The organism is Streptomyces sp. ISL-11 (assembly GCF_018614525.1).
Classification (GTDB): Bacteria; Actinomycetota; Actinomycetes; order Streptomycetales; family Streptomycetaceae; genus Streptomyces.
Map to the genome: position 1 here is coordinate 1 of NZ_JAGGOL010000153.1, position 12,548 is coordinate 12,548.

The following is a 12,548-nucleotide window of genomic DNA, read 5'->3' on the forward strand; positions in this document are numbered from 1 at the left end:
CCCCGCCACCTCCCTCGCGCCGTCGCCCCAGGGGCCGCTGACCGTGCGGCTGGCCGGGGCGCGGCCGCTGACGGCGGTCACCGTGCTGGCCGCGCCCGCCGCGGGGACGCGCGGCACGGTGGAGGCGCACGATCCGGTGAAGGGCTGGCAGCCGCTGGGCACCCTGTCGGGCAGCGGCTGGACGCAGACGCCGGGCAAGGGGTTGCGGGCGGACGCGCTGCGGCTGGTGTGGAGCGGCGGTGAGCCGCCGGCCGTCCATGAGGTCACGCCGTGGTTCGCCGACACCCCGACGGCCGATTTCGAACTGACGCGCGGCACGGTGGACGCGGAGATCGGCGGTGGGCCCGCCGCCGTGGAGGCCCGGATGATCAACCGGCGTCCGGAGACGGTCCGCGAGAAGCTCACGGTGCGGGCGCCGGAGGGCGTGACCGTCAGGGCGCCCGCCGAGGTCGCGGTGGCCCGGGGCGGTGTGGCCACGGCCCGTATCGAGCTGTCGGTGCCCGCCGGGGCCGCGGCCCGGACCGTCACCGTCCCGGTCCGGCTCGGCGGCCAGGAGCGGACGCTGACCGTACGGGCGTACCCGCCGGCCGGCGGCCCGGACCTGGCACGCGGGGCGCGGGCGAGCTCCTCGGGCGACGAGGGGGCCCGCTTCCCGGCCTCGGCGGCCGTCGACGGCGACCCCGCCACGCGCTGGTCCTCGCGGCCGGCCGACGACGCCTGGTGGCAGCTGGAGCTGGCGCGCCCGGCCCGCCTCGGCGCCCTGGTGCTGCGCTGGCAGGACGCCCACCCCACCCGCTACCGCGTCCAGGTCTCGCCGGACGGCCGGACGTGGCGGGACGCGGCGGTCGTGGCCAAGGGCAAGGGCGGTGTGGAGACCGTGCGGATGGACGCGCCGGACGCCCGGTTCGTACGGGTGCAGGGCGAGAAGCGGGCGACGGAGTTCGGCTACTCGCTGTGGTCGGTGGAGGCGTACGCCGTCCGGGAAGCGGGCACCGCGAAGCGCTGAGACCACCCGGAGACCGGGCCACCACCGCCTGCGCACGTCACCGGGCGCACCCGCGGACGACGATGGCCCGGTCGACTAGGCGGAAATGCCGTCGATCCGGGCCATCGCGTCCTCCGCGCCGAATGCCTCGAGGTAAGGCAGCCAGCGCGGATCCCTATGGCCCGTGCCGATGATGCGCCACGCCAGCCCGGAGGGTGGCGCCGGCTGGTGCCGCAGCCTCCATCCCAGCTCGGCGACGTGCCGGTCGGCCTTGACGTGGTTGCAGCGGCGGCACGCGGCCACCACGTTCTCCCAGGCGTGCTGGCCGCCGCGACTGCGCGGGACGACGTGATCGACGCTGGTTGCGACGCCACCGCAGTACGCGCATCGCCCGCCGTCGCGGGCGAAGAGAGCGCGGCGGGTGAGCGGAACGGGGCCCCGAAAGGGGACCCGCACGAAACGCTTCAGACGGACGACGCTCGGTGCGGGGATGGTGCAGGTCGCGCTGTGCATGAAGGCGCCGGAGTCCTCGAGGCTGACGGCCTTGTCATTGAGGACGAGTATGAGCGCGCGTCGGAGCGGTACGACGCCGAGCGGCTCGTACGACGCATTGAGGACCAGGACATGCGGCACGGGTGCCTCCTTGTACGCCGGCGGCGCGTGGCTCGCGCCGGGACGATCTCCTGCAAGTGTCCCCCGGCCCCTGGTCGGAGCGCCACCATCACCAGGTAACGGGCCACGGGTGTTTTGGAACACACCGTGTTCATCCCCCGCTCAGTACCGGTCCCATCTCGAACAGAGCAACGGAGGATCTTCGCTGCCCCGTTAGTGTGGTGAGCCTGTCCGCGCCGCCCCTCGCGGCCGGGCGTGTCCGATACGGAGGGTTCCCGCTGTGTTCTGGTCCGCTGCTTCCGCCGCAGACGAGACTCCTCGTCCCGCCTCGCTCGACGAGGCCCAACGCACGGCGAACGACGCCGCGGGCTGGGTGGAGGAGAACTGGTCCATCTGGCTCAGCAACGGCCTGCGCATGATCCTGATCCTGGTGATCGCGATCGTCATGCGGTCGCTGATCCGCCGGGCGATCACCAAGCTCATAGCGCGGATGAACCGCACGGCCCAGGCCGTCGACGGCACGGCGCTCGGCGGGCTGCTCGTCAACGCCGAGCGGCGCCGGCAGCGCTCGGAGGCCATCGGCTCGGTGCTGCGCAGCATCACCTCGTTCCTGATCATGGGAACGGCGGCGCTGACCGTGCTGTCCGTACTGAAGATCAACCTCGCGCCGCTGCTCGCCAGCGCCGGTGTGGCGGGTGTGGCCATCGGTTTCGGCGCCCGCAATCTGGTCACGGACTTCCTGTCCGGCGTCTTCATGATCCTGGAGGACCAGTACGGCGTCGGTGACGAGATCGACGCCGGGGTCGCCACCGGCACGGTCATCGAGGTCGGGCTGCGCGTCACCAAGCTGCGCGGTGCCAACGGCGCCATCTGGTACGTACGCAACGGCGAGGTCAAGCGCATCGGCAACCTCAGCCAGGGCTGGGCCACGGCGGGTGTCGACATCCAGGTCCGCTCGGACGAGGACCTGGACCGCGTGCGCCAGGTCATCACCCGCACGGGCGAGGAGATGCAGAAGTCCGACCCGTGGACCGAGCGGCTGTGGGAGCCGGTCGAGGTGCTCGGCCTCGACGCGGTCTACCTCGACTCGGTGATCATCCGGGTGTCGGCGAAGACCATGCCGGGCCAGGCGCTCGGTGTGGAGCGGGAGCTGCGCTGGCGGATCAAGCGGGCGCTGGACGCGGAGGGCATCCGCGTCGTCGGCCGCCCGCAGGACGCGGACCTGGAGACGGAGGCCGCGCCCGACCCGTCGGCGTCGGTCGCCGCCCCGTCCGCGCTGGCGAACCCCACCTCCCCGCAGTCCCAGGCCACGACGCCCATCCCGGCGCCGCAGCTCACGCCGGGCGCCACGCTCGGCAAGTGACGTGACGGGCGGGGAGCGTCAGCGCGCGGCCGCGGCGCTCTCCGTCCGGAACACCCGGTCCAGGAACTCCTGGAGATTCCCCGTCATCCGGGCGAGCCGCTCCTCCAGCGTCAGCGACTCCTTGTACTTCATCGCGAGCACCGGCGTCCGCTTGCCGCGCACGTACAGCGGGCAGGCCAGGTCCGCGCACATGTAGGCGCCGACGGTGTTGCCGTCGCGGCCGGCGGGGCCGACCTTGCGCGCGGCGAGCAGGGAGACGCCGGAGCCGCCGTGGGCGGTCAGGCAGAGCGAGCACATCGTGGTCTTGGTCAGGCTCCTGGAGCCGCCCTGCGGAACCCGCAGGGTGACGCCGACGAGGGCACCGTCGCGTTCGGCGACGAGGTAGCCGCGGTCGGGGGCGCCCGGGTCCCGCCAGCCCAGGAAGTCGAGGTCCGCCCAGGGGAGTTCGGCCAGTCCCCGGGGCAGGGAGATCCTGCTCGCCTCGCCCTTCGAGCAGTTCACGAAAGACGCGCGTATGTCTTTGTCGCCGAGTGGTTCCATGAGCCGAAAGCTAACACCGGGACGGACGGGGCGTCGCGTGAGTTTTCGGGGCGGATCGGCGTCGTCCCGCCACCCCTGCGGGGTAACGCTTTGACGGAACCACCGGCAGAGGCATTGACGCGACGTTGACCTGCCCTTACGGTCCTGATCATCAATAGGAAACTTTCTTAACAGACTCGTTTCTCCCCACAGACTCGCCTCCGACCTCGCCGAGAGAGGGAGCCACCCATGGCCGGGACCCCGGGCACCCCCCGCGTACTGCGGGCCATGAACGACCGCGCGGCGCTCGACCTCCTCATCGCGCACGGCCCCCTCACCCGCACCCGCCTCGGCGAGCTGACCGGGCTGTCCAAACCCACCGCCTCCCAGCTGCTGGCCCGGCTGGAGAGCGCCGGCCTGGTCCGGACGACCGGCAGCGTCACCGGCCGCCCCGGCCCCAGCGCGCGGCTGTACGAGGTGAATCCGGGCACCGCCCACGTCGCCGCGCTCGCCGTGGACCCCGAGAGCATCACCGCGGCCGTCGCGGACATCACCGGCCGGATCGTCGGCGAGCACCGCGTCGAGGCGGAGGCCACGGCCGAGTCCGTGCGGGGACGGACCGCCGAGCTGGTCGCCCACGCCGTCGGCGGCGCGCTCGACGCCGCCGGGCTCGGCCCCGGCGACCTGCACCGCACCGTCATCGGCACGCCCGGCGCCCTCGACCCGCACACCGGGACGCTGCGGTACGCGCCGCACCTGCCGGGCTGGCACTCCCGCACCCTGCGCGCCGAGCTCGCCGAGGTGACCGGCACCCCCGTCGTCATCGAGAACGACGTCAACCTCGCCGCGATCGCCGAGCGGCACCAGGGCGCGGCGCGGGACGCCGCCGACTTCGTGCTCCTGTGGGCCGACGAGGGCGTCGGCGCCGCCATCGTGCTCGGCGGCACCCTGCTGCGCGGCGCCACCGGCGGCGCGGGCGAGATCGGCTACATGCCGCTGCCCGGCGCGCCGCTCGCGCGCGGCGGACCGGACGCCACCACCGGGCCCGACGGCGGCGGCGGCTTCCAGATGCTCGTCGGCTCCCCCGCCGTCGTCGATCTCGCGCGCGCCCACGGCCTCCGCGCGGACACCGCCACCGAGGCGCTGGCCCTCGCGGCCGCCACGCCCGGCGCGGGCGACGCCGTCCTCGCCGAACTGGGCCGGCGGCTCGCCACGGGGCTCGCCGCCGTCGTCGCCGTGGTCGACCCGGAGCTGGTCGTCCTCTCCGGCGAGGTCTGCCAGGCCGGCGGCGAGCGGCTGCGCGCCGCCGTCGAGGCCGAACTGACCGGGCTGGCCCTGCCCCGCCCGCAGTTGCGGCTCAGCGCCGTCGACGGCTCACCGATCATGATCGGCGCGCTGCGGACCGCGCTCACCGACGCCCGGAACACCGTCTTCGACACCACCTAGGCCGTGTCCGGCGGATCATGTGAGCGGGCACTGCGGGCCGTGTCATGCGCACCACCGCTGCGCGGCGGTGTCCTCAAGGGCGCCCGCCGCCGCAGGCGGCAAAGACGGCCCGCCCCGCCGCAGGCGGCCACGCGGCAAAGCCGGCCCGCAGCCGAAGATCCGCCGGACACCGCCCAGAGCACCCCGCGCTCCCGAACGTTCCCCGCCCGCCTCGCCGCGAAGGACGTCCCGCCATGCCTCGAACGCCAGGCCGCCGCACTCCGGCCGTGCTCATGCCCCTGCTCGCCGGCGCGGGCCTGCTCCTCTCCGCTCTCGCCGGCTGCGCCAACCCCGGCACGGGAAGCGCCGACGACGACCCGGCCGCGCCCGTCACCCTGAAGTTCTGGCACGGCTGGTCGGAGAAGAAGGAGCTCGCGGCGGTGAACGCCTCGATCGCCCGCTTCGAGAAGCTGCACCCCAACATCCGAGTGAAGTCCACCGGCAACGTCACCGACGCCACCGTCAACCAGGCGCTACGGGCGGGCGGGAGCGACGCGCCCGATGTGGTCTCGTCCTTCACCACCAACAACGTCGGGCAGTACTGCTCCTCCGGCATGTGGGTCGACCTCGACCCCTTCCTCAGGAAGACCGGCGTGGACAAGGAGCGCACCTTCCCCGCGACGCTGCTGGACTACACCCGGTACGAGGGAAAGCAGTGCGCCCTGCCGCTGCTCGCGGACGCCTACGGCATGTACTACAACAAGGACGCCTTCGAGCGGGCGGGCATCACTCGGCCCCCGCGCACCATGTCGGAATTCAAGCGGGACGCGGTCAAGCTCACCGAGCGGGCGGGCGGCTCGTACAGACAGCTGGGCTACATGCCCGACTTCCGCTTCTACCAGAACAGCCCGGACCGGCTCTTCGCCCAGTGGGGGCCGCGGTATTTCGACGAGAAGGGCAAGGCGCGGCTCGCCGAAGGGGGTGCCGCCAAGGAGTTCCTCACCGTCCAGCGCGATCTCATCTCGGCCCTGGGCGGTTACGGGCCGCTGGAGACCTTCCGCACCACGTTCGGCGACGAGATGTCCTCGCAGAACGCCTTCCTCACCGGAAAGGTCGCCATGCACCTGGACGGCTCATGGCGCGGGCTGATGCTCGACGACACCAAGGCGCCGTTCCGGTGGGGCACGGCCCCCATGCCGGTGCCCGACGACCAGGCCGATACGTACGGGCGCGGCTATCTCACCGGCACGGTCGCCGGGATCGCCCACAGCAGCAAGCACCAGAACGCGGCCTGGGAATTGCTGAAATTCCTGACCACCGACACCGATCAGGTGGTCGCCTTCGCGAACGCGATCCACAACGTGCCCTCGACCAAGGCCGCGCTCGCCTCCCCGAAGCTGGACGCCGACCCCGCGTTCCGCACCTTCATCGACATCGCACAGAACCGGCACAGCGTCGGCATGCCACCGTCCGTCAACGGCGGGCAGTACATCGTCGCGCTCCAGGACTTCAGCTATGACGTGGAGGCGGGAAGGGTCCACGACCTCGACAAGGGCCTGCGCGCCCTCGACCGGCAGATAGATGACGACAATCTCCAGTCCCGCGACTGACGGAGCCCCGCCATGGCGATTCCCCTGGCCCGCGAACTACGCCGCAAACACACCCGGGAGCGATTGCGCACCCTCGGTTTCCTCTCCCCCTGGCTGGTCGGCTTCACCGTCTTCTTCGGCTATCCGCTCCTCGCCACCGTCTATTTCTCCTTCATGCACTACAACCAGATCCAGGCCCCGACCTTCGTCGGCCTGCGGAACTGGACCTATGTGCTCGACCGGATGCCGCTCTTCGGGCCCGCGCTGTGGAACACGCTGTGGCTGGTGGTGGTGATGGTCGCCCTGCGCGTCGTGTTCGGGCTCGGCATCGGTCTGCTCGTCACCCGGATCAAGACGGGCGCCGGCTTCTTCCGCACCGCCTTCTACCTGCCCTACCTGGCCCCTCCGGTGGCCGCCACCGTCGCCTTCGTCTTCCTGCTCAACCCCGGTACGGGCCCGGTCAACGAGGCCCTGTCGGCCGTCGGCGTCTCCGCGCCGAACTGGTTCAACGACGCGGCCTGGGCCAAGCCGTCGCTGGTGCTGCTCTCGCTGTGGGGCATCGGCGACCTGATGGTCATCTTCATGGCCGCCCTGCTGGACGTGCCCAAGGAGCAGTACGAGGCGGCGGAGCTCGACGGTGCGGGCGCCTTCGCGAAATTCCGTTACGTCACCTGGCCGGCGATCACACCGATCGTGATGTTCGCGGTCGTGACCGGCGTCGTGCAGACCATGCAGTACTACACCCAGGCCCTGGTCGCCGGAAAACTCGCCTCGGGCGTCAACGTCGGCCCCGGCACGGTCATCCAGCCCGGCTATCCCGACCACTCCACGCTCACCGTGCCGCAGCTGGTCTATTCGCTGGGATTCCAGAGTTTCAACACCGGCGCCGCGTGCGTGCTCTCGCTCGTGCTCTTCGCCATCGCCCTGGCCGCGACCTCACTGCTGATGCGCAAGCGGTCCGGCCTGCTCACCGCGGAGGACTGACCGTGCCGACCCGCCGCCGCGCCCTGCACTGGATAGCCGTCCACACCGTGGCCGTCGCCGCCGCGCTCTTCTTCGTCCTGCCCTTCGTCTTCGTCCTCCTCACCTCCGTCATGAGCGACGAGCAGGCGATGAGCGGCGAACTGTGGCCGGACGCATGGCACTGGTCCAACTACGCGGAGGTCTTCCGCACCCCCGGCTTCCTCGACTGGTGGAAGAACTCCCTGCTCTACGCCGGACTGGGCACCCTCTTCACCGTGTGCTCCGCGATCCCGGTCGCCTACGCGCTCGCCAAATTCCGCTTCCGCGGCCGCCGGCCGGCGATGATGCTCGTCATCGCCACGATGATGCTGCCGCCCCAGGTGATCGTCATCCCGATGTACCTGGTGTGGGCGCAGCAACTGCACCTGTCGGGCTCGCTCTGGCCGCTCATCATCCCGATGGCGTTCGGGGACGCGTACTCGATATTCCTGCTGCGGCAGTTCCTGCTGACCATACCCGGTGAGTACCTGGAGTCGGCGAAGGTCGACGGCTGCGGGGAACTGCGCACGCTGCTACGGATCGTGGTGCCGATGGCCAAGCCGGGCATCGCGGCGATCGCGCTCTTCCAGTTCTTCTACTGCTGGAACGACTACTTCGGGCCGCAGATCTACGCGGCGCAGAATCCGGGCGCGTGGACGCTGTCGTACGGACTCGAATCCTTCAAGAGCGCCCACAACGTCAACTGGAATCTCACGATGGCCGCCACGCTGCTGGTCATGGCGCCGGTCATCGCCGTCTTCTTCTTCGCACAGAAGGCCTTCGTCGAAGGCGTCACACTGACAGGAGTCAAGGGTTGAAGCTCGCAGTAGTGGGTGGCGGGTCCACCTACACCCCCGAACTCATCGACGGATTCGCCCGGCTGCGCGAGACGCTGCCGCTGGAGGAGCTGGTCCTCGTCGACCCCGCCGCCGACCGGCTGGAGCTGGTCGGCGGGCTCGCCCGGCGGATCTTCGCCCGGCAGGGCCACCCCGGCCGGATCACCTGGACCGCCGACCTGGACGCCGGCGTCGACGGCGCGGACGCCGTGCTGATCCAGCTGCGCGTGGGCGGGCAGGCGGCCCGCGAGCAGGACGAGACGTGGCCGCTGGAGTGCGGCTGCGTCGGGCAGGAGACGACGGGCGCCGGCGGCCTCGCCAAGGCGCTGCGCACGGTGCCGGTGGTGCTGGACATCGCCGAGCGCGTCCGCCGGCGCAATCCCGGCGCCTGGATCGTGGACTTCACCAATCCGGTCGGGATCGTGACCCGCGCGCTGCTGACGGCCGGGCACCGGGCCGTCGGGCTGTGCAACGTCGCCATCGGCTTCCAGCGGAAGTTCGCCCGGCTGCTGGGCGTGGCGCCGGAGGCGGTCGCGCTCGAACACGTGGGGCTCAACCACCTGACGTGGGAGCGGTCGGTGACGGTCGGCGGCCGGGACGTGCTGCCGGAGCTGCTGGCCGAGCACGGCGCGGCCGTCGCCGAGGACCTGCGGATGCCGCGCGCCCTGCTGGACCGGCTCGGCGTGGTGCCCTCGTACTACCTGCGGTACTTCTACCAGCACGACGAGGTCGTGCGGGAGCTGCGGACCAAGCCCTCGCGGGCCGCCGAGGTGGCCGGGATGGAGCGGCGGCTGCTGGCGATGTACGGCGACCCGGAACTGGCGGAGAAGCCCGCGCTGCTCGGCGAGCGGGGCGGCGCGTTCTACTCGGAGGCGGCGGTCGCGCTGACCGCCTCGCTGCTGGGCGACACCGGCGACGTCCAGGTCGTCAACGCCCTCAACAACGGCACGCTGCCGTTCCTCCCGGACGACGCCGTGATCGAAGTGCCGGCCGCGGTGGACGCGCGCGGTGCGCGACCGCTGCCCGTACGGCCGCTGGAGCCGCTGTTCGCCGGGCTGGTCGCGAACGTCACGGCGTACGAGCACCTGGCGCTGGAGGCGGCGCTCAAGGGCGGGCGCGAACGGGTCTTCCAGGCGCTGCTGGCACATCCGCTGATCGGCCAGACCGCCTACGCCGACCGGCTCACCGACGAGCTGATCGCGCACAACAGGGAGCACCTCGCGTGGGTGTGAGCGGCGTACTGCTCGCGATCGACGCGGGCAACAGCAAGACCGATGTGGCACTGGTGGGGCACGACGGCACGGTGCTCGGCGAGGCGCGCGGCGGTGGCTTCGACCCGCAGGGGGCCGGCGCCGGGCGGGCGGTGGCGGGCCTGTCGCCGGTCATCGCCGAGGCGGCGGCGCGGGCCGGACTGCCGGGCCCGCTGCGGGTGCGGCACGTGCAGGCGTGCCTGGCCAACGCCGACCTGCCGGTCGAGGTGGAGCGGCTGACGGCGGAGATCGACGCGCGCGGCTGGGGGCGCACGGTCACGGTCGCCAACGACACCTTCGCCCTGCTGCGGGCGGGGCTTCCCGACGACGGCGAGCCGGCGGGCGTGGCCGTGGTGTGCGGCGCGGGCATCAACTGCGCCGGGCTGGGCCCGGAGGGCCGGACGGCCCGCTTCCCCGCGATCGGGCGGATCTCGGGCGACTGGGGCGGCGGCGGCTTCCTGGCGGAGGAGGCCCTGTGGTGGGCGGCGCGCGCCGCCGACGGCCGGGGCGGGCCCAGCAAGCTGGCCCGCGCGATCCCCGCGCACTTCGGGCTGTCCGGCATGCCCGACCTGATCGAGGCGCTGCACCTGGGGACGGTGGAGCGCACCCGGCGGCACGAGGTGACGCCGGTGCTGTTCGCGGTGGCCGCCGGCGGCGATCCCGTCGCACGGGCGATCGTCGCCCGGCAGGCGGAGGAGATCGTCACCATGGCGCGCGTGGCCCTGACCGGTCTGGAGCTGCTGGACGCGCGCGTGCCCGTGATCCTGGGCGGCGGTGTCCTGGCGGCCCGGCACCGGCTGCTCCACGACCGGATCGTCGAGCTGCTGGCCGCGTGCGCGCCGCGCGCCGTGCCGCTGCTCGTCACGGCGCGGCCGGTGCTCGGCGCGGCGCTGCTGGCCCTGGACCGCGCGGGAGCACCGACGGTCGCGTACGACCGGCTGCGCGCGCATTACGCGTAGATGTGTCGCCTTTGTTGCGGACTTACTGCGGAATCTGCGTTCCATGACCGGATTCCGCAGTATGAGCGCACTCTTCACGTCATGTTCACATCGTGAGAGACGTCACCGCGGAGGGTCATCTTCCGCAAATTCCACCGGAACGACCGCCTCCGGCCGCAAATTTTCCTGACAACCTGTCAGCAAGGTCATGCGCCAGAAATTTCTCCTCTGGCAGTGGTTGACCATTCATGCACCGAATGTCCGTAAAGCGGCCAACCATTTCTTTACCCCCTCATGGGCATGGAAGCATCCGGCTCCGCACGGATTGATCACGAAATACAACAGGCAACCGCCATCAACAGTGATTTGCGGTGCATTCGTGACAACTCCCGCTTGCGACCGACCAATTCCGCGTCCCATCCGAGGGGGAATGACCCATGTCGTCCAACGTCACCCGACGTCTCGTGCTCAGAGGAACCGCCGTGGCCATCGCCGGGGCGGCGCTGGCCGCGCCGTCCGCGCTGGCCGCCGGCCGCGCCGCCTCGACGGCCGCCACCGACCACTCCGGCCACGGCGGCCACGGCGGTCCCGAGGCGTTCGACGAGGTCTACCAGGGCCGCCGCATCGTCGGCAGGCCCGCCGAGGCCGGCAGCCACGGCGCCCACCACGGTGGCGGCTTCTCCGTCCTCATCGACGGCCAGGAGCTCCACGTGATGCAGAACGCCGACGGCACCTGGATCAGCGTGGTGAACCACTACGAGCCCTTCGCCACTCCGCGCGCCGTGGCCCGCGCCGCCGTCGACAAGCTCCGCGGCGCCACGCTGGTGCCGATCGCGGTCTGACCCGCCACTGCCCTTCCACCGAACCCCACCCGAAAGGACCCGACTCACCATGGCAGTGCGCAAGAACCAGGCGACCCTGACCGCCACCGAGAAGCGCAACCTCGTCAACGCCCTGCTGGAGCTCAAGCGCTCCGGCGTCTACGACGGATTCGTCCGCACGCACAACGAGTTCATCATGAGCGACAGCGACAGCGGCGACCGCGTCGGCCACCGCTCGCCGTCGTTCCTGCCCTGGCACCGCCGCTTCCTGATCCAGTTCGAGCAGGAGCTCCAGAAGGTCGACGCCTCGGTCACCCTGCCCTACTGGGACTGGACCGCCGACCGCAGCGCGACCTCCTCCCTCTGGGGCGCCGACTTCCTCGGCGGCACCGGCCGCAGCCGCGACTCCCAGGTGACCACCGGCCCGTTCGCGTACTCCACGGGCAAGTGGAACATCAACGTCAATGTCGACAGCCGGCCCTATCTCCAGCGCGAGCTCGCCGCCGGCGGCGCCCAGCTGCCCACGCGCGCCCAGGTGGACGCCGTGCTGGCCATGACCACCTACGACATGGCCCCCTGGAACAGCGCCTCGGACGGCTTCCGCAACAACCTGGAGGGCTGGCGCGGGCAGGGCCGGATCCACAACAGCGTCCACGTGTGGGTCGGCGGCCAGATGTCCACCGGCGTCTCCCCCAACGACCCCGTCTTCTGGATGCACCACTGCTTCATAGACAAGCTGTGGGCCGACTGGCGGCGCATGCACCCGACGTCGCCCTACCTGCCGGCCGCCGGCACCACCAACGTCGTGGACCTCAACGACACCATGCGGCCCTGGAACAACGTCACCCCGGCGGACATGCTGGACCACACGAAGTTCTACACCTACGACCGCTGACGGCCCCCCTCCCTCTCCCTCCCCGGAACCCCGGGCCCACGCGGCCCGGGAACCGAACCGACGCGCCGCACGTGGTGGGGTACGGAGGCCGCGCGAGCCCCGGTGAAGATCGCGATCCGAACAAGATCGCCTCGATACCGGTGTGTTTGTCAGTCCCTCCGGCCATACTTCTGGCCGGGCGCCTGTTACCCCGCCGCACCGGGAGACGGGCCGCCCATCGCGACCAAGGGGGAGGTCTCGTGTCACATCCGCAGCCGGCCGGCGCCACCGCGCCGCCGCCCGCGCCCGCCCGGCCCGCCGCGTGGCGCGAGGC

Annotated in this window: 12 protein-coding genes; 10 read left to right on the forward strand and 2 right to left on the reverse strand. The window is 71.7% G+C overall.

All coding sequences use genetic code 11. The annotated features are described in order from the left end of the window. A partial coding sequence (locus tag J7E86_RS26165) for a discoidin domain-containing protein (protein WP_215084880.1) occupies positions 1-1,006 on the forward strand: 1,006 nt, incomplete at its 5' end. 75 nt (positions 1,007-1,081) lie between these two features. Here the strand turns inward: J7E86_RS26165 and J7E86_RS26170 are convergent. After that, on the reverse strand, positions 1,082-1,618 hold the full coding sequence (locus tag J7E86_RS26170; RefSeq protein WP_215084882.1) for an HNH endonuclease: 537 nt from the start codon (positions 1,616-1,618) through the stop codon (positions 1,082-1,084). 259 nt (positions 1,619-1,877) lie between these two features. Between J7E86_RS26170 and J7E86_RS26175 the strand changes: the two genes are divergently transcribed. Beyond that, positions 1,878-2,960: a mechanosensitive ion channel family protein gene (locus tag J7E86_RS26175; protein WP_215084884.1), complete on the forward strand. Its 1,083-nt coding sequence runs from the start codon at positions 1,878-1,880 to the stop codon at positions 2,958-2,960. Positions 2,961-2,978: 18 nt separating this feature from the next. On the opposite strand, the gene J7E86_RS26180 is transcribed toward J7E86_RS26175, so the two are convergent. Next, positions 2,979-3,500, reverse strand: a complete 522-nt coding sequence (locus J7E86_RS26180; RefSeq protein WP_215084886.1) for an FBP domain-containing protein — start codon at positions 3,498-3,500, stop codon at positions 2,979-2,981. 228 nt (positions 3,501-3,728) lie between these two features. On the opposite strand from J7E86_RS26180, the gene J7E86_RS26185 reads away from it, so the two are divergent. From J7E86_RS26185 to J7E86_RS26220, 8 genes are all read left to right on the forward strand, one after another. Then, positions 3,729-4,925, forward strand: a complete 1,197-nt coding sequence (locus J7E86_RS26185; protein WP_251019696.1) for an ROK family transcriptional regulator — start codon at positions 3,729-3,731, stop codon at positions 4,923-4,925. 272 nt (positions 4,926-5,197) lie between these two features. Then, positions 5,198-6,514, forward strand: coding sequence for an ABC transporter substrate-binding protein (locus J7E86_RS26190; RefSeq protein WP_215084899.1), 1,317 nt, complete (start codon positions 5,198-5,200; stop codon positions 6,512-6,514). 12 nt (positions 6,515-6,526) lie between these two features. Further along, the gene (locus J7E86_RS26195; protein WP_215084888.1) at positions 6,527-7,477 is read left to right on the forward strand and encodes a carbohydrate ABC transporter permease; all 951 of its coding nucleotides are present in this window, start codon (positions 6,527-6,529) and stop codon (positions 7,475-7,477) included. Further along, a complete protein-coding gene (locus J7E86_RS26200; protein ID WP_251019700.1) occupies positions 7,474-8,313 on the forward strand; it encodes a carbohydrate ABC transporter permease in 840 nt (279 codons plus the stop codon). The genes J7E86_RS26195 and J7E86_RS26200 overlap by 4 nt, the downstream gene beginning before the upstream one ends. Before the next feature lie 11 nt (positions 8,314-8,324). Further along, entirely contained in the window at positions 8,325-9,563 is a 1,239-nt protein-coding gene (locus J7E86_RS26205; protein WP_215084901.1) for a 6-phospho-beta-glucosidase, read from the forward strand. Continuing rightward, positions 9,554-10,540, forward strand: a complete 987-nt coding sequence (locus tag J7E86_RS26210) for a BadF/BadG/BcrA/BcrD ATPase family protein (RefSeq protein ID WP_215084892.1) — start codon at positions 9,554-9,556, stop codon at positions 10,538-10,540. The genes J7E86_RS26205 and J7E86_RS26210 overlap by 10 nt, the downstream gene beginning before the upstream one ends. A gap of 416 nt (positions 10,541-10,956) precedes the next feature. Then, positions 10,957-11,361, forward strand: a complete 405-nt coding sequence (locus J7E86_RS26215; RefSeq protein ID WP_215084893.1) for a tyrosinase cofactor — start codon at positions 10,957-10,959, stop codon at positions 11,359-11,361. A gap of 49 nt (positions 11,362-11,410) precedes the next feature. Then, on the forward strand, positions 11,411-12,235 hold the full coding sequence (locus tag J7E86_RS26220; RefSeq protein WP_215084895.1) for a tyrosinase family protein: 825 nt from the start codon (positions 11,411-11,413) through the stop codon (positions 12,233-12,235). Positions 12,236-12,548: the final 313 nt, after the last annotated feature.